Genomic DNA, 18,379 nt, shown 5'->3' with positions numbered 1-18,379 from the left:
CCGAAGCATCCGAGGCTCAGTTCATGTTCAAACCGTTCTTATAGACATCGAATTTTTTGCGATATTCGCTTGGCAACATTCCCGTCACGGCTTTAAACACTTTGCAAAAATATTTTTCGTTCGGATATCCCGACTTCGCGGCAATCCAGTAGATCGGTTTTCTCGTTTGTTCCAGCATCGTTCTGGCATAGGAAATGCGGATTTCCCGGAGATGCTCTTGAAAGGTTTTACCGGTAAAATCTTTAATGCAGCGGGCAAAATAGCTGCGGCTCATATTCGCCTCTTTGGCCACAAGCGATAATGTCAGTTCATGGTCAAACTTGCTGTTCATATAATCGAGCGCCTTGCGGACGCAGGCGAGCAGTTCGTCCGAATCGGCGCCGGAAGCCGATTCCGGCGGAATATTGGCCGGCAGCCCGGCAACGGGCGCGTTCCGCGGCGACTTCTCGTCGATTCTTGTGCGGATCCGGGCCAGCACCTCGTCCATCTGTTCGTGTTCCAGTTCGGTTTTCGTAATATAGTCGATCGCGCCCAAGCGCAACGATTCTTGAATCAGCTCGAAATCTTGATGGAATGTTAATACGACGGTATGCATATGCGGATATAGCTTCTTAACCTCGCGAAACAATTCGATTCCCGACATCAGCGGCATCGCCAGGTCGGTAATGAGTACGTCCATTCGCTCCCCGGTCAGCAGTTCCAGCGCCTTCTTGCCGCTTCCGGCTTCGCCGGCGACCTCGAAGCCGTATTTATTCCACGGCATCATGCCGATGAATCCTTTGCGCACGAGATGATCGTCGTCAACGACTAAAACCTTGTACATCCTGCTTACCTCCCTCATTCGTCGGCAACCGCACCATGACGGTCGTCCCTTGCCCGGGCGCGCTCTCGATTTGAAGGCCCGCCCGTTCTCCGAAATGAAATTGCAGCGTACGGATCACGTACTGCAATCCGATTCCTAATCCGAACGATTTATGATCGTCCGATTCCCCGTCCAGCAGCCGTTCGATTTCTTTCTCCGTCATGCCCTGTCCGTTATCCTTGATGCGGATCATGACGCCGTTTTCGCCGTCTTCCTTGACCGATACCTCGATTAAACCGTTCTCGTCGTCAAGCCCGTGAAACAAGGCGTTTTCCACGATCGGCTGAAGTATAAATTTCGGCACAGGGCGCTGCAGCACGGTTTCATCCGCATAAATCCGCAGATCGAATTGGAAGTTGTAACGTACGCCTTGCAGCATAATATATTGGCGGATCGCCTCCAATTCGTCCTTGATCAACGCTTCTCCCCGTTTGCTCAAGTTATAATGAAGCACTTTATTTAGCGTGGAGATCAGATGATCGATTTCTTTCTCTCCCTTGGCCCGCGCCAGCCACCGGATCGTATCGAGCGTATTGTGCAGGAAATGCGGGTTGATCTGGTGCATCAGCCGCTCCATTTCCAGTTCCGCTCTCCGCTTCTCCTTCCGTTCTACTTCGCCGATCAATTCGGAAATTCGCTGCCGCATTTTCGTAAACTCGTTATGAATCGTATCGAATTCCAAATTGTTCGACCAACGGGAGGGCGCCGTCAGATTATTTCTGCGGACGGCGCGGATGTCCAAATATAAATTGCGCAAAGGGCGATATAGCGTGCGCCATATAATGACGGCGAATAAGCAGCCGACGGCCAAAGACAATGTGCCGAGCAAGGCGAATTGCTTCTCCCAACGATCGATTTCCGCGTCGTATGCCGCCTGGGGAACCGCCGCCACGATGTTCCATGTCGGGCTTTGGCGGTCCCGGAACAAATAGAAACCGTTTACAAGCGTTTTATCCTCCGATAATCCGTCGAGCAAGCTTCCAACGGGAAAATGCCGTTCGTCCTCGCTATAGGTAACGACTCCGTTTCCGTCGAGAATCAAATGATATGTATTGCTGTTCAACGGATCGTTCTTAATGATCGTTTCCGCCAATCGAAAACTCGTTTCAATATAAAGATATAAGGTATCGCTCTCGGGCAACTCTACCTTCCGTTTCACCGAGAATACCTGGCTGCCGTCCAAAGGATTTAACGACGTATGCGGCCCGTAATAAGTGATTTTGCTCGTTTTCATCAGGACGGGCAATCCGTCGATATCGAACGGTTCTTGCACTCTGTAATTTTCGAATAAATACCGATTCGTGCCTTCGATATAGTAGAAAGTCAGCCCCAGCGTCGGGTTGGTAAAATTGATCAGGCTCAACTCGCTGACGATTTCGTCATGCAGCGCTTTCTTCTCGTATGAATCGGCCAAAAAATACCGCTCCAAATTTTTCCCTACCCTCCCGTCAAACGCAAGCTGCTGGGAAACGTGATTCAATTGGCTTAACGTATTTTCGAGCGAGAAACGAACCTGGTTCAAATGGCTGCGGACGCCCCGTTCGGCCTTGTTGTCCAAGATCGAGGATAACGAAACGTAAGAAATGCTTCCGACTAGAATAAGCGGCATCAAAGCGGTCATAAATAAGCTGATCATCAACCGGTGTTTCAGCGAATATGGCTTAAAGTAGCGCCTGCTTCCGCGGATTCGATTTCCGGGCAACTTCACGGGCTTCAAGTCAGTCATCCCCTGTCTGCGTTCTTATAACCGTTAAAGCGTTTACAAACGTGCGAAAAAGAAGGATACGATTCGTATTCCTCCCACAATTCAATAGTTACAGGGTAACCTATTACGTAAGGTTCCGCAACTACTTCTGTCACCGGAAACATTTGATTCGCCGGTTTGTTTCGATTAGCCTCATATATATTCTTCGTCCAGTGTCTTCGTTTCGAACACATTCGCTTCGCGAAAATTAACGTCGATGCGCAACTGATTCGCAAAACCGCGATCGATGTTCCCTAACTCGAACAGATTCTGTATCGCGTTCCGTTCCGCTTGGATCGCCTTCAACTCGAGATCTCTTCGTTGCGCATTCAACAGCCCTTTCGACCGGGTCCATAAGCGATCGTTCTCGAGATGCAGTTCCATGCCCCGATAATCCGCGATAATCGCCCGCACGGTTTCCCGATTGCGCTCCGTCTCCAACTGTTTCATTCGTTCTATCGCCGCGCGGGCCGCCTCGAGCTTAAGCTCCTTATAAATATTCCATTCCGGATGCGACGGGTCCATCTTCCTTTTTTGCCTCCGCCCCTTCAATCCATGCCATAAAGCCGACCATGCCGCCATCAACCATATTTTGATGCGATACCGGCTTGACAGCAATAGCTCTACCTTGTCAAGAGACCGTTGGAAACGATCTGCAAATTCGGGAGAGATGCGCCCGTCTCGAAGCCATCGCTCGCCGACGCTTCTTTCCGCGCTCAGCGCCTCCATGCGAAGACCCACCGCCGATCTCCACGCTTTTCCGATGTCCGAATGGCCCTTCAATTTCGACAAATGGATTCGTCTCGAATATTCGGACAGCAAGTCCATCGCTTCTTGCTTGTTCTCGTCGCTCATTTCCTCGCGTATGGCCGCTAATCCGGCTTCCAGCACTTGAATGCGGGCATTGCGCTCTACTTCCTCCCGGTTATCCGAATGGATTCCCAACCCGCGGGTGAGCAGCGGCAGCATGACGCTGGCGATAACGAGCGTTAGCAAAATGACGCCCGCGCATATAAAAAGAATGAGATTTCGTTCGGGGAACGGCTGATTGTCCGCAAGCGTCATCGGAATCGAGAACGCCGCCGCAAGCGTCAAGGCGCCGCGAACGCCGGAGAGCGCCGTTAACAGCGAAGGTTTAAACCGGCGGTTAGCCGCCCATACCCAACAAAAGCGCAATAGGATAAGAACGCCGGTAATAGCGACAATATAACCGATCACTTGGCCGTTATTATACGACGGGTCCCGCCATATTTGATCGATGACTCCCGGAACTTCCAATCCAAGCAATAGAAAGACGAGACCGTTCAGCGTATACAGAATAATCGACCACGTGCTGTCCGATACGACGCGCAGCCGAATCGAAGCGGACTTCATCCGATCCCGCTCGACCGCATGCGTGACTCCCGCCGCAACGACGGCCAATATGCCCGATACGTGAAGCTCTTCCGCAATCAAATAAATGATAAACGGCGTCAAAATAATAATGAGCATATGAAGCGTAGTATCCTCCATCCCGAGCCGGCGGAGCAGCGACCTGAGCCAAATGACGAAAAAACCGAGCAATGCGCCCGCGATCAGGCCGCCGGCGGCGATAACGATGAAGCTTCCGATCGCCTTCGGGAGCGAGAAATAACCGGTAACGGTCGCGGCGATCGCAAAGTTAAACGCCACAAGGCCGGAAGCGTCGTTCATTAATGCTTCGCCTTCGAGCAAATGCATAATTTTCCCCGGCAGATTGGCTCGGCCGGATAACGAACCGACGGCAACGGCGTCGGTCGGCGAAAGAATCGCCGCTAAGGCAAAGGCCGCCGATAGCGGGATTGCCGGAATAAGCCAGTGAATAAACGGCCCTGCAAGAAGAACGGTAGCAAAGACGAGTCCAAGCGCCAAGAGAAGAATGGGGGTTCGCAGCTTCCATAGCTCCTCGCGCGGCGTCAGTTTCCCGTCGTTAAACAACAGCGGCGCGATGAACAAGACGAGGAACAGCTCTGGGTTTAGCGGCACATGATACAATCCGGGCATATACGCCGCTGCGACGCCAAGCGCGATTTGGATGAGCGGCACCGGAATAAACGGCAGGAAGCGGTTGATGACATTGGAGATGCCGATAAGCGCCAGAAACATGAGGACCATAAGAAAGATTTCCACGCGGGATCCAGCTCCTTTATAGGGATCAATAAGCAAGACGGACGGCAAACGGTACGGTAAAATTTAACTTGCCGCATGTAGCTAACATCCCCAAAATGGCTGTAAAAAATAAGTTGTTGCAACCATGCTTCATAACATGCGTCTACTCGGGAAACGAGAAAAAGGCCGGTCCCAAGTCGATAACAACTTCTGGACCGGCCCCGCCGACCGTCTTGGAAGACGGATTCGTCTCTATTCGTCAAGCTCTACATTGTGGTACACTTGCTGCACATCCTCCAAATCTTCGAGGACGTCGATCATCTTCTCGAATTGGGTCTGCGCGTCTTCGGGAAGCGTGACATAGTTTTGCGCGAGCATCGTAAGCTCGGCGACGGTAAATTCATCGATGCCGGCATTCTTGAGCGCTTCTTGCACAGCATGGAACTGCTCCGGTTCGGCGTAGACGATGACGGCGTCGTCTTCCTCCATCATATCGCGTACGTCGACTTCCGCTTCCACCAATATTTCGAATACTTCATCGGCCGTTTTGCCGACCAACCCAATCACTGCGGTCGCGTCGAACATATAGGCAACCGATCCGCTTACGCCCAGGCTGCCGCCGTTTTTCGTAAATGCGGCGCGCACTTCGGAAGCGGTACGGTTTACATTATTGCTCAATGCGTCCACGATAACCATGGCCCCGTTCGGTCCGAAGCCTTCGTAACGCAATTCGTCGTAGTTTTCCTCCGCGCCGCCCTTCGCCTTTTCGATCGCGCGATCGATGATCGCTCTCGGCACATTATACGTTTTGGCACGTTCCAGCACGACCTTTAGAGCCCGGTTCGATTCCGGATCGGGTTCCCCTTGCTTGGCCGCTACGTAAATCTCGCGTCCGAATCTTGCATATATACGACTTGTGTTCGCATCTTTCGACGCTTTCTTTTCTTTAATATTATTCCATTTACGCCCCATACTGTTTCCGCTCTCTTTCCATATTGAATCCTCGTCGTCTGACTTCATAATATCTAGTATATTATATCTTTTTCGTGCCATTTGAACAAGTTTTTAAGTGGTTGCATAAAGAAAGGGAAGGCTATACGCCTCCCCCGAATGACCGCTTCGCTTCCCATTTACTTGTTCAAATAAATTCGCGGCACTCTGCTTCCGATTCCCGTCAAAATTTCATTGGCGATCGTGCCGCATCGTCCGGCGATCTGCTGCGCCCCGATCGCTTCCTCGCCGTCCTGTCCGATAATCGTTGCCGTATCGCCTTCTTGCACGCCGTCAATACCGGTTACATCGACCATCAACTGATCCATGCAAATATTGCCCGCAATGAACGCCTTCTGTCCGCGGATAAGAACATACCCGCCCTTCCGGGACCATTCCCGCGGAACGCCGTCGGCATAGCCGATGGATACAGTCGCGATGACGCAATCGCGCCCGGCCGCGTAATTTCGCCCGTAGCCGACAGGCTCGCCTTCGCTCAATCGCTTGACCAACGTAACTCTCGCTCTTAAAGACAGTGCGGGACGCAAGTCGGCATCCGCGTTCACCTGATCGTTCTCATTGCACAGCATTCCGTACAGAGCAATCCCGGGACGGGCCAATCCGCAGTGTATATCCGTATAATTCAAAATTCCGTAACTGCTTTGGATATGAAGCGTACCGGGATCGATTCCCACCCGTATTAATTGTTCCACCGTTTTCATAAACCGGCTAATTTGGCGGTCCGTAAAAGCGATATCCTGCTCTTCCTGACTGTCCGAAACCGACAAGTGAGTGAACGTTCCCGCGATCCGAACGTGGCGGAGCCGATACATCGAATAAATTTGTTCCATCCGGCTGTAATGTTCGCCCAATCTGCTCATGCCCGTGTCGATTTTAATATGCACATTGATCGGTTTGCCGTATTCGTCCAACGCTTTGCCGTAATCGCTGCTAATAACGGTTTGCGAAAGACGGTAGCGCGCAAGATCGGCGAAACGGTCGGGAGAAGTATATCCGAGGACTAATATTTCCCCTTTTATCCCGTTTTTCCGCAATGCGATCCCTTCGTCCACTTCCGCCACCGCGAAATGTTTGACGCCGATGCCGCACAGATGCTTGGCCACCGGTACGCTGCCGTGCCCGTACGCATTCGCCTTCACGACCCCCATCAAATCGCAAGCGGGCGGCAACACGCGTTTAAGCTCCGAGGCATTATGCGCAATACGGGCTAGGTCGACTTCCGCCCATGCTCTGTGGCGGCTGACCGGCTTGGGCGCGAAAAATCGCAGCAGCCGGACCGCAGCGAGAGACAATAGGATAGACAGCAGCGCGACACATACGTAATGGATCAGACTATCGCCGACGACGATCGAAGTCAGTCCGGTTAATTTGCCGGCGCCTCGCACGAAGACAATGGCGATCGGATGCAAAATATAAATCCATGTGCTGATCTGTCTGAGCGTTTGCCCTCTTCCGCTCTCGTTTTTAGGCCGCTCCAAGAGCAAGAAGCCAAACAGAAAGTATACGGCGGGAACGAGAAATAGATACATGCTGTCGTGCCGCGGCAGCTCCAATTGACGCAGCAGCATCCCTTCGCCGAACATCAATGCAAGCGATGCGGCCAAACATGCGGCGCTTGCTTGCGCCGACCGGCCCGAATCGGGCCGTGCGGCCGCCCACGCGCCAAGCGCTAAATAAAGCGGCGCGAAAAACAAACCGTTTCGCGTGTAATCAAACAGCGCAAACATCGATGTATAGGCGTCCAGCAATATCCCGCTTCGTTCGATCAATCCGTAATAGCTGTCGCCGAGCATACCGACCGCATATAATATTCCCGTCGCGGCAAGCGTAATCCGGAGCGAAAAAATCCGGGTGAGATAGTAGACGATATACATCCCAATCATCAGCGCCGGAAGGTACCATAAATGATAAAACGTGCCGTCGAAAACGATATCCTTCAACAAAGAAAAGAAGCTGAAATCGTCGGTAAAATAGCCTGAATAGATATTTAACGGCAAGTATAGCAATATCGAAACCAAGTACAATATCCCGATTTTGCGAACCGTACGGTGCAGCGTTCTCCGATCTTGGCCCAAGTCGCCGGTCAGCTTGCGAAAGAGGAAAAAACCGGAGACGATAAAGAAAAACGGCACGGCCAGGCGCGCTGCGATGCCGGTCAGCATAAAGTCGGCATAGCCGTTGTAGGACATCAACGGGCCGGTATGAATGGCGATGACCAGCAAGGCGGCGACGATTTTGAAACGATCGAGTCCGATGTAACTTGGGCCGTTAGGCGCAGCCATGCTTGTCACTGCCTTTTCGGTGAAATACGGTCACGACGAACCCGTCCTGATTGTTGCCCGAGAGGCAATACCGATCGCCGCGCACGACAGGTACGTTCGTAATGCCGCCCTCCGCCGGAACGTAGTAGATTTCTATTGCCGCATGTTTATGTTCCATAACGAGATGCGAACGTTGAAACGTATATTGCTTGACATATTCGATGTATTCTTCCAGGCAAAATCCGCGTTGTTCCATGATCGCCGAATGCGGAAAGCCGACATAGCGAAAATGCCACGGCTCGCAGGCTATGTTCGTGATCGCTTCCTTCCCTGTTTGATACCTTTGTATAAAGCCGTATTCGGCGGCAAGCCGTTTGAAAACGAAGCAGACGCCGCGGTCGGGGAACGAAGGACGAATATAATCGACATGATCCGTCCGCTCGCCGACATCTACCGCCAACCCCGTTTGATGCTCGCTTTCGTTCGGACGGGCCACATAACTCGCAGTGAAAGCGGCGCCGTTGTCCCGCAGCGAAGTTTCATAGATTTGCGCTTGCGCTTCTCTCGAACGATAACCGCTGACGACGGCGATGCGATCCGTCGCGCGGCAAGCTTTCAACAAGGCCTGCAGCTGCTCGAAGCAGGTTTTTTCCAACGATAAATCCGGTTCATAGGAATGCGAAGCCGCGTACATGCGGTCCACAAGCACAAGGTCTGCCGCGTCTTGCGGCACCATGATCGGATGGCTGCTGTTGACCAATAACAGATGTCCCCGATAAATATGGCCGCGTTCCAAATGAATGACATCGTATGCCAACGAAGGCTGGGCATGATTGGTCCGAACGGATGCTGTCAATTCCATACGACTGGCTCCTCCGTAAGCGCATGCGCAACGAGCCGATCCAAAATTTCGGCATAGGAAATGCCGATGGAGCGAAGCATATTCGGATATCTGCTCGTCGACGTAAAACCGGGCATCGTGTTCACCTCGTTAAACACGAGCCCTCCTTCGCTTGTCAAGAACATGTCTACCCTGGCCAGCCCTTTGCAGCCGAGTGTCCGATAAATCTTCAGCGCCGTCTCTTTGACCTTGGCCGATATGTCGGCGCCAATTCTGGCAGGCAGATGGATCGATGACGTTTCCAGCGAATACTTCTCATGATGATCGAAAAAATGCCCGGCGATTTCAATTTCGTCTACTTCCCCAACAATCGGATCGGTATGGCCGAGAACCGCGCAGCCTACCTCAAACCCTTGAATATGCCGCTCGATCACCACTTTATCGTCATGCGACAAGGCGAGCTTGATGCCGTCGATCAACTCCCCCTCGTCGAAAGCCTTCGTAATGCCGAAGGACGACCCCGATTTGGCGGGTTTCACATAGAGGGGGAAGCCGAGCCTGGCAGCGTCGACGGCGGCCTTGTCGATCGAATCGCCTTCATGCAGCGTAATCGAATCCGGCGTTGCGATGCCCGCGTTGCGAACTAATGTGTGCGCGATGTCCTTATCCATGCAGATCGCGGATGAAAGCGTGCCGCAACCGACGAACGGGATGCCGGACAGTTCAAGCAGTCCCTGTACGGTGCCGTCCTCTCCGTTTTTGCCGTGCAAAACCGGGAAGACAACATCGATCGGAATGATGCGAAATTCAGTACTGATAAACTCGATCAGTCCTCGAACCTCCCTGCTCGGGGATATGCATGCCGGCGAGCAATCGGGATGCGCATGCCAGCTGTCGTCCCGAATCCCTTCTACTTCTCCTTTATATAAGAGCCATTGTCCGTTTCGAGTAATTCCTACCGTAACGATGTGATAGCGATCCCGATCCAAATGTTCGATGATCGCGGCGGCCGAGCTTAGCGATACTTCGTATTCGGTGGAACAGCCGCCGAACAATACCGCAACCGTTGCTTTTTTCATAAATAAAGCCTCCTAAACGTATAAGTGAAGCGCCGCTTTCCGTAAGCCGCGACTTGCAGCAAAACGATACGCTTTGTCTTAATACATCCATGTTAGCCCGGCCGTCTTATTTTTCCTTAAAAATAAAATTAAGTTTTTCTAAAGAATAGACAAGATAGAAATTAAAAATCTTAAAGATCGAAAGCTTGCAAAACAAAACGATGTGTTATATATTATATATGAGCATATGTTCATATATTAATGTTTTTAATTGAATGCAGAATATTTGGAAAAAATCGGTCTAAAAGAGGTGTCTGTTTATGAAGAACAATACGTCAACCAAAACCCGCAACAACGAACATCACCACCACCATGGGATCGGCCATCATCAACATCATCACGGGGCAGGCGGCCACAGCCACGGAGACAATCGCGAAGGAAACAAGAAAGGTTTGCTCATTGCATTTGTTATCACTACGTCCATTATGGTGTTGGAGTTTGCCGGCGGACTCGTTACAGGAAGTCTCGCGCTATTGTCGGACTCCGGGCATATGTTGAGCGACGCAAGCTCGCTGCTGCTCAGTTTGGTCGCCATGATCTTTGCGGCCAAAGCCGCTTCGCCGAAGAGAACGTTCGGATTTTACCGGTTTGAAATATTGGCGGCCCTGTTCAACGGCGTTACCTTATTTGTTATCGCTTTTTTCATCATAAAAGAAGCCTGCGAGCGATTCTACAATCCGCCCGAAGTGGCGAGCGGTTCGATGATGCTGATCGCTTCGATCGGACTCGCGGCCAACATGATCAGCGCATGGATGCTGATGAGAAAAGGCGACGTGAAAAACAACGTCAATCTTCGAAGCGCCTATCTTCACGTGCTTGGCGATATGCTCGGGTCGGTCGGCGCGATCGTCGCCGGACTCGTTATGCTCGTGTTCGGCTGGTACGTTGCCGATCCGATCATCAGCGTTGTCGTCGCCTTGTTAATATTGAGAGGCGCATGGGGCGTCTTGAAGCAGGCGGTTCACATTCTAATGGAAGGAACGCCGGACAATATCGATCACGACGAGGTAAAACAAACGCTCCAAAGCATCGACGGCGTCGTCGACGTGCACGATCTTCATATATGGACCGTTACATCGGGTTTTCACGCATTAAGCTGCCATATGCGAGTCGACAACGATGCGGATTCCCAAGCGGTGCTGCAGCAAGCCATACATCGGCTCGAAACGGAATATGGCATTACGCACAGCACGATTCAAACGGAGCATTCGCATATTCAACACGAGCAATTAAAACTGTAACGTTGTTGGCCTCGGTAAAGCGGCCGGCCCCCTTTCTTGGGAGTGTCGGCCGCTTCGTTTTATACGATTCGATCCTTACGCATTTCTCCGTTCGATCAAAACAACGTTAGCGAAGTGATGCACGCTTTTACCTTCCTCTTTTTCCCGCTTTCTGTCGAAATCCCGTTCGCTCAGAAGGCATCCCACGGCATAACCTCGTTAATTATTAACATAATTAAATAAATCTCCTGTCTGTACCATCCCACCGCTATCAGGCTTTTTAATGGCCGTTTTGTACGCCAGGCGTAACCTGTTTTCATATTTAAAAGTAATCGTGGACATTCTGTAGGGAAACGGATATTCAGCTTATCGAAGGCTAGAAACGGCCTTCTGAACGAGAGGGATATCGACAGAAGGGACGGAAATGCACATAATAAAACCAAACGCCATAAATCGCAATAAAATGAAAAAAGGGCCGATGGCCCTCCCCTTCTGCGTTACATAAATCGCTAGCGATTAGACGACAGACGATTTCCTTCTCCATCCGATCAGCAAAAACGCTCCAACGACAATCAACGCGATTGCAAAGAGCGGTTGATCGTTGAAACGGTTGAAGATCGATCCAAGCGAAAACACCGCAAAGAACAAAATCGACAATGTCGATAAAATCGCGATCGGGATCAGCAGCCACTTGTTGCGATTGCCGAACCAATAAAATTCGAATAATCCCACCGCCGGAGCCAGTATAAAGCCGGGCCACATAGATCCCCAATTATCGTACAGCATCGATATTTGGCAGACGACTCCTACCGTGAAGAGAATTCCGCCCGGAATCAAGAGCCCGCTTCCCCGCCGATTCGTAACCGAGAAATACATCCAGTGAAAAAATATAGCTAACGGAAGCACGAACATACTCGGCCAAAAATATCCGATAATCGTCCCAGGCCCGAATTCAATTCCCCGGTTTAGAAACAGAAATACGCCGAACAATACAAGCACGGCGCCAACGATTGCGCGCGAATTCATATTTTTCCTCCCTTTGCTTGTTAGCTATATCGTACCAATTCATACTTCGTTCGTCATCTAGCTAAGGTCAAGGGAAAAACTGGACTAAAGTCTGATTTCCTTCCTTATAACGTGCAAGTTGCAACGGATTTATTGCGATTCCAACTCGGTAAAGACGACTAATCGTCGGTTATGTTCGCGCTTCTTTTTATCGAACTTGCCGGTACACGTAATCAAATTCAGATTCGATGTTTCCGCTTCTCCAAAAATTCGTTCCAGAGGAGCTTCTTCGGTTTTGTACGACTCCACCGATTTTACAGTATAAGTCAACTGGTTCCCTTTCTGATCCGAAATCGTCACTTTATCGTTTTTCTTTAATTTTCTTAAATGATAAAAGATCGCCGGCCCGGTATAATGATCGAGATGTCCGGCGATGACAGCGTTTCCCGGTTCGCCCGGTTTCGTCCAAGGACTTAAAATGCCTACGCGATCGAACTTCTTCGGTACCCCCATATGTCCATTCTCCAGTATTCCTACCGGCTCTACGATCGTATCCAAACCGATTGACGGAATTCGAAGCCGCACCGGAATGAAAGAAATCTCCTCCGTTTCTTCCGGTTCGTCTCTTTCCTCCTCTTCCGTAAATTCGGCGCTGTCATTCCGCTGGTTCGCATCATCTGTTCGAATTTGTTCCGGCTCCGGCGCCGCTAACCGGTCGTAAGACTGAAGCTGTTCCGCATCGGGACGATTCTCCGCCCGAATCGGTTCGCTTTCCGGCCGGCGCTCGCCGGTTTGCGCGAAGCATCCGCATAATATGATCAAAAGGCTGACTACGAACAAAAATTTCATTCGCAAAGCCGTCACAATCCTTTCATCCCGATTTTCAAATTGAAAAAAAGAGGGAAGCCCCTCTTTTTGTCGTTACTTGCTCGTTCCGCCCAATCCCGATTTCGGCATTCCCGGCGTTTCGACTGCTCTCATTTTGATTCTTTTTGCATGTTTGCTGTACGGCTTCACATGATGCTTTTTCGCATGTTGTTTCACATGACGCTTTTCATGCGTTTTATGATGGGTTACCGGCTCCGCAAAACCAACTGCGGCGCAAGATAACGACAAAGCCGTCGCAATCATAATGGCAGCGATTCTTTTCATGCTTATCCTCCAAATCGGTGTAGTTAATGTGTTACACGATATATTTTCCGAAGATTCATTTTCAATTATGTGTTGTTATTTTTGGAAGGGAAACAAAACAAAAACCCCAACAATTCGTCGCGATCGCCGGGGGTGAATAGTTGTATTTTCTAGGGACGCTACATTCCGTTCGTTTCGCTGCCTTCCTCTTGAGTCCTCGCTTTGCGCTTTCGCCGTATAGCATATACCGCCGCCGCGCCGAGCGCAGCGACGCCGATCATGCTTGCGTAAGTGTATCCGTTGAATTCAATGGACATAATTCCTAATGAGACCAATGCCAATGCGGAAAAATAAATAAAATTGCCGATGACCGTACTGATGGTAAAATGGCCGAACTTCATGCCGCTTATTCCTGCCGCCGTGTTGATAATGCTTGAAGGCATGAACGGCAGCAATCTGCAAATGAGAATATATACATATCCTCTACCCTCTATTTTATTCTTCCATTTCTGATTCAACTTGCGCGATAGAAACTCCTGAAACCAGTAACGCGCGGCGAAAAATGCGATGGTAGCCGCAACGATGCTCGAAAGGTAGCTCCATAGATAACCGTAAATAAAACCAAACATCGTAACGTTCAAAGAAATAAGAACGATGACCGGAATAATGGTAACCAAATTTTGCACAATCATTAATGTCAACGTAAGAAGCAAAACGAGCGCCATATTCTCATTCGTCAGCTCCCGAAATTTCTCCAAATCGCCTCTAAGCAATAGCGAGAAAGGTTCGGTGGTTAGCGCTGCGATAAAAAGAATGACGAGGAAGGCAAAGGAAATCAGTTTTGCCTTTTTGTTAATTGCGATCACCTCAATTCCGTCTGCGTATCAAAGGAAAAATTTACATAGCCAATTGATAAAGACAGTAATTATCATAATCCGTTTTCGCATAAAAAGCAAAAGATCCTTCGAACGTCATCGCTATGGCTTTTCCATCTAATCCAGCTCAAGATGGACACGCGGCAAAATTAACGCCAGCTTTCGGCGTTACATATTTTTGCTAGCTAAAGTGCCTACTCCGCGGGACGTCCACTATCCCTATGATGTAAAATGTGCAACGTATTACCTCGTTTCATGAAGCGACTGCCACCTATGCTGCACAATATGCAACATTTCAGGCCATTTCGAGCGATGCAGGCCAACAATTTACCGAAATTGTTGTATTTTCTGCAACATAGCGACCCATTCTATGCTTTTTCCCCGCAAAATGTTGTACTCCGTACAACCTAAGGCTAGTCTTACTAATATTTCGGGCAATTCCGCGCCACCAGTCTCGCGATCGAACGGTACAAAATGACCAAACCGACAACTCCATTGTCAAACGACAAAACGATATAAAAATCCCCTTCAAGCGAAACATGCGTGGATCGCTTAAAGGGGATAACAGTCCGCGTGACTCGGATCAATCGAACGAAAAATCCTAGTACACTAAAGAAGAAAGCCCGTTAATATGGGATAGATAGCGGATATTGCTCGCTTCTTTCATCAATGAAGCGGGCATGCCTTTCAGGCGGGTTTGATTGCCGCCGATCGTTCCGATCGCGTCTTTGCGGCCAAGGCTGGCAAGCGTGCCGGAGAAGACAGGCTGGAATTCCTTCATTGGCGCGCCTTTGAAATAGGCGAATAAGTTGTAACCGACAAGCTCGCCCATTTGCCATGCGATCTGCGCGCTCGGCGGATAAGGGCGGCCTTCCGGTCCCATAACGACCGCGCTGTCGCCCGCAAGGAATACGTCTTGATGCGACGTAGATTGCATAAACGCGTTAACGGTCGCGCGTCCGCGGTTCGCCTCGATCCCGGAATCCGCTACGACTTTATTTCCGGTCACTCCGCCCGTCCAGACGAGCGTATTCGTTTCAATGGACGTGCCGTCTTTCAGAATGACGTTTTTCCCTTGCACTTCTGTCACGGCGACGCCGGTCAAAATGGTGACGCCCCGTTTTTCCAGACTCGTCTTCGCGCGTTCCACCAATTCCGGCGCAAAGCCCGGCAATATGGAAGGCGCGGCTTCGACGCAATAAAGCGATATATCGTTAAAGTCGATGCCTTTGTTGAGGCATAGCTGCGGCAGCGTATCGGCAAGCTCGCCGATCAATTCGATGCCCGACAGGCCGCCTCCGCCAATGACGAAAGTGGCATCCGCTTTGTTCTTCGTTTGGCTGTACGAGTCGAGGCATGCTTCGACATGTGCGCGAATCCGGTTGGCATCCTCCACGGATTTCAGCGTAAAGCTATGTTCTTCCAAACCAGGTATGCCGAAATACGCCGTTTCGCTTCCCAACGCGATGACGAGAGCGTCGTACTCCAAGGCTGTGCCGCTGGCCAGGCTCACCCGTTTTTGCTCCAATGCGATTTCCTGCACCGTGCCGATCACGATATCGACATCTTTCTTGCGCAACAGTTTATCCAATGGGAGCGCCACATTTCTTTCGTTCAAGCCGCCGACGGCAAGACGGTGCAATTCCGTGACGATCTGATGGTATCCGTTGCGGTTCACGACCGTAATTCGAGCGTCTTCGGCCGGAATATATTTGCGCGCAGTCAGCGCGGTAAGCAACCCGCCGTAGCCGCCGCCTAATATAACAATATGTTTTGCCATTGTTTATTCTCCATCCTTTCTCGAATCATTGCCGAATTATTGCCGTTTTTGTCGCTCGGATAATACGTCCAAGAACGCTTGCGCGAAGCGAAGCGTTTTTTGCACTTGCGGATCTTTCAACATCTTCAAGATGCCGAACAGGCCGATGGTTGCCGTTTCCGATTCGGCGCGGTCGTTCGCTTCAATCGCAGCGGATGCGATTCCTTTCGCTTTCTCTTGGATCGGCTTGACGAATTCGTTCAATCCGCCTTTGAAATCTTCGATCAGAACCTTGTCCGTAGCGAGAGATTGCGCGACATCGTACGCTTTGGTCATGAAAGTGACCATTTCCGCCAATTTCGGCAGTTGCTCTACTAATTCGGTGAGCGATTGTTGCACCTCGGGCTTCATCAGTTGGTCGAGTATATCCAACTCTCCCCGCGTCTGGGTTGTTGCAGTTTGTTCTGCCTGCTGTTGTGTGACAGTTTCAGACATGTGAAAATGACCTCCTTTTCTTCATTTCCGCAAAGACAAGCATCCTAGAAAAATTCTCCGAATTTTGTCACCTAAAATAAGACTATTTGTGAACAATTTCACATCGAAGTACTACGGATTAGCCTAAACGGATTCTCTACTTTGATTATTGTAATCCTTTTGCCCGTAAACTGCAAAAATTTTTTTGTGTCGGTACCCGGCCCTTTCGAGAGAAAAGGACGCCTGCGGAGCATATGCGCTTCCCGGCATCCTTCTCGTCGCCACTTAATATGAATCGGTGTCGTGGCCTCTTTGTTCCGCTTCCTTGACGGCTTCGCCGGTATGCGCGGATCCTAACGGCCCGGCTCCCTTGCGCTCCGCCGCTTGTTTCAATCCGTCGGCAACGCGCCGGCCGTAGTCTTCGTCGCATTGCGTAAACAATTCGATCATGCGCTGCTGAATATGCGGACTGCATTTCTGCAAGGCATTGACAAGATTGAAGATCAAATCGTTCCGCTCGAAATCGTCGAATGCCCGGTACGTCTCGCCGGCCTGCTTGAAATCGTTCGTCCGGTCGATGCTTTGGCGCACCAGCTTCCCTTCGACATGCGGCGTATATTCCCGGCCCGATTGGGACGCTTCGCGCAAACCGTTCAAAGAGGAAGGTTCGTAATTGATATGCGGGTTTTGTCCGGGCGCAAGATCGACGTAATAGGCCATTTGCCCGTCGCGCTGATTCGTCGCCACCCGCTTCTTGGGCGCGTTGATCGGCAGCTGCAAATAATTGGCTCCGATCCGGTAGCGCTGCGTGTCGGAGTAGGAAAGCGTTCGTCCCTGCAACATTTTATCGTCCGAGAAATCCAGGCCGTCTACGAGAACCCCGGTGCCGAACGCAGCCTGCTCGACTTCGGCGAAGTAATTTTGCGGATTTTTGTTCAGTACCATCCGTCCGACTGGCCGCCACGGAATTTGATCTTTCGGCCAAATTTTGGTGTCGTCAAGCGGATCGAAATCCAGTTCCGGATGATCGCCGTCGCTTAAAATTTGAACGAACAGCTCCCATTCGGGATAATCTCCCCGTTCGATCGCTTCATACAAATCTTGCGTCGCATGGTTGAAATTTTTCGCTTGAATCGCTTCCGCGTCGGCCTGCGTCAAGTTTTTAATGCCTTGCTTCGGCTCCCAATGGTATTTCACAAGCACGGCTTCCCCGTTTTGATTGACCCATTTGTACGTATTGACCCCCGAACCTTGCATTTGTCTGTAATTGGCCGGTATTCCCCACGGGGAGTAAACGAAAGTGACCATATGCAGCGTTTCCGGCGAATTGCTGCAAAAATCGAAAAATCGCTCGTCGTCTTGAATGTTCGTAACCGGATCCGGCTTGAAAGCATGAATCATATCGGGAAATTTAATGGCATCCCGGATGAAAAATATTTTCAAATTGTTGCCAACCAGATCCCAGTTGCCGTCTTCCGTATAAAACTTGACGGCAAATCCCCTCGGATCGCGCAACGTTTCGGGAGAATGGCCGCCGTGAATAACGGTCGAGAAGCGTACGAATACCGGCGTTCGCTTGCCTGCTTCCTGGAACAATTTCGCGCGGGTATACTTGGATATCGGTTCGTCGCCGACTTTGCCGTACGCTTCGAAATACCCGTGAGCACCGGCTCCGCGCGCATGAACGACCCGTTCCGGCACCCGTTCGCGGTCAAAATGAGTAATTTTCTCGATGAAATGATAATTCTCCAGCGTGGCGGGCCCGCGATTTCCGACCGTGCGCAAATTTTGATTGTTCGCGACAGGATGCCCTTGTCTTGTCGTAAGCGTTCGATCGTCTTCCCCTTCGCCCTTGCGCCCGTCAAGCGCATCGCCGGCACCCGTTACCGATATGCCGTTTTCCATCGCATTCTCTCTGTTCTGTTCATCGCCCATCAATCTGCTCCTCCTT

15 protein-coding genes are annotated in these 18,379 nt (G+C 50.7%); 1 reads left to right on the top strand and 14 read right to left on the bottom strand.

Going from position 1 to position 18,379, the window contains the following annotated elements:
* Positions 1-16: 16 nt before the first annotated feature.
* The 7 genes from LQ229_RS09845 to vanG form a co-directional block, all read right to left on the bottom strand.
* Positions 17-823 (bottom strand): response regulator, encoded by an 807-nt coding sequence (locus LQ229_RS09845; protein ID WP_230191614.1) that lies wholly within the window; start codon positions 821-823, stop codon positions 17-19.
* Positions 801-2,570, bottom strand: a complete 1,770-nt coding sequence (locus LQ229_RS09840; RefSeq protein WP_230191634.1) for a histidine kinase — start codon at positions 2,568-2,570, stop codon at positions 801-803. Before LQ229_RS09840 ends, LQ229_RS09845 begins: the two co-directional genes overlap by 23 nt.
* Before the next feature lie 189 nt (positions 2,571-2,759).
* Positions 2,760-4,754 (bottom strand): Na+/H+ antiporter, encoded by a 1,995-nt coding sequence (locus LQ229_RS09835; RefSeq protein ID WP_216538677.1) that lies wholly within the window; start codon positions 4,752-4,754, stop codon positions 2,760-2,762.
* A gap of 231 nt (positions 4,755-4,985) precedes the next feature.
* A complete protein-coding gene (locus LQ229_RS09830; RefSeq protein WP_216538678.1) occupies positions 4,986-5,705 on the bottom strand; it encodes a YebC/PmpR family DNA-binding transcriptional regulator in 720 nt (239 codons plus the stop codon).
* Positions 5,706-5,863: 158 nt separating this feature from the next.
* Entirely contained in the window at positions 5,864-8,026 is a 2,163-nt protein-coding gene (vanT, locus tag LQ229_RS09825; protein ID WP_216538679.1) for a serine racemase VanT catalytic subunit, read from the bottom strand.
* Positions 8,013-8,867 (bottom strand): D-alanyl-D-alanine carboxypeptidase family protein, encoded by an 855-nt coding sequence (locus tag LQ229_RS09820; protein ID WP_230191613.1) that lies wholly within the window; start codon positions 8,865-8,867, stop codon positions 8,013-8,015. The genes vanT and LQ229_RS09820 overlap by 14 nt, the downstream gene beginning before the upstream one ends.
* A complete protein-coding gene (gene vanG / locus LQ229_RS09815; protein ID WP_216538681.1) occupies positions 8,858-9,925 on the bottom strand; it encodes a D-alanine--D-serine ligase VanG in 1,068 nt (355 codons plus the stop codon). The genes LQ229_RS09820 and vanG overlap by 10 nt, the downstream gene beginning before the upstream one ends.
* A 299-nt stretch (positions 9,926-10,224) precedes the next feature.
* On the opposite strand from vanG, the gene LQ229_RS09810 reads away from it, so the two are divergent.
* Entirely contained in the window at positions 10,225-11,205 is a 981-nt protein-coding gene (locus LQ229_RS09810; protein ID WP_230191612.1) for a cation diffusion facilitator family transporter, read from the top strand.
* Positions 11,206-11,700: 495 nt separating this feature from the next.
* Here the strand turns inward: LQ229_RS09810 and LQ229_RS09805 are convergent, their stop codons facing one another.
* The 7 genes from LQ229_RS09805 to LQ229_RS09775 all read right to left on the bottom strand — a co-directional run bounded on the left by LQ229_RS09805 (position 11,701) and on the right by LQ229_RS09775 (position 18,333).
* Positions 11,701-12,210, bottom strand: a complete 510-nt coding sequence (locus LQ229_RS09805) for a hypothetical protein (protein ID WP_216538683.1) — start codon at positions 12,208-12,210, stop codon at positions 11,701-11,703.
* A gap of 129 nt (positions 12,211-12,339) precedes the next feature.
* Positions 12,340-13,038 (bottom strand): class F sortase, encoded by a 699-nt coding sequence (locus tag LQ229_RS09800; protein WP_216538684.1) that lies wholly within the window; start codon positions 13,036-13,038, stop codon positions 12,340-12,342.
* 72 nt (positions 13,039-13,110) lie between these two features.
* A complete protein-coding gene (locus LQ229_RS09795; protein ID WP_216538685.1) occupies positions 13,111-13,341 on the bottom strand; it encodes a hypothetical protein in 231 nt (76 codons plus the stop codon).
* Between the two features lie 158 nt (positions 13,342-13,499).
* Complete coding sequence (locus tag LQ229_RS09790) at positions 13,500-14,186, bottom strand: VTT domain-containing protein (RefSeq protein WP_216538686.1); 687 nt, start codon at positions 14,184-14,186, stop codon at positions 13,500-13,502.
* A gap of 610 nt (positions 14,187-14,796) precedes the next feature.
* On the bottom strand, positions 14,797-15,975 hold the full coding sequence (locus tag LQ229_RS09785; RefSeq protein WP_216538687.1) for an NAD(P)/FAD-dependent oxidoreductase: 1,179 nt from the start codon (positions 15,973-15,975) through the stop codon (positions 14,797-14,799).
* Between the two features lie 36 nt (positions 15,976-16,011).
* The gene (locus LQ229_RS09780; protein ID WP_230191611.1) at positions 16,012-16,449 is read right to left on the bottom strand and encodes a DUF1641 domain-containing protein; all 438 of its coding nucleotides are present in this window, start codon (positions 16,447-16,449) and stop codon (positions 16,012-16,014) included.
* A 264-nt stretch (positions 16,450-16,713) separates the two neighbouring features.
* Positions 16,714-18,333, bottom strand: coding sequence for a catalase (locus LQ229_RS09775; RefSeq protein WP_230191633.1), 1,620 nt, complete (start codon positions 18,331-18,333; stop codon positions 16,714-16,716).
* Positions 18,334-18,379: the final 46 nt, after the last annotated feature.

The sequence above is a fragment of the Paenibacillus sp. CECT 9249 genome, from assembly GCF_918697855.1.
In the GTDB taxonomy this organism is placed as follows: Bacteria; Bacillota; Bacilli; order Paenibacillales; family Paenibacillaceae; genus MSJ-34.
Note: the sequence above shows the minus strand (reverse complement) of the source record. Positions and strands in the feature narration are given on the sequence as shown.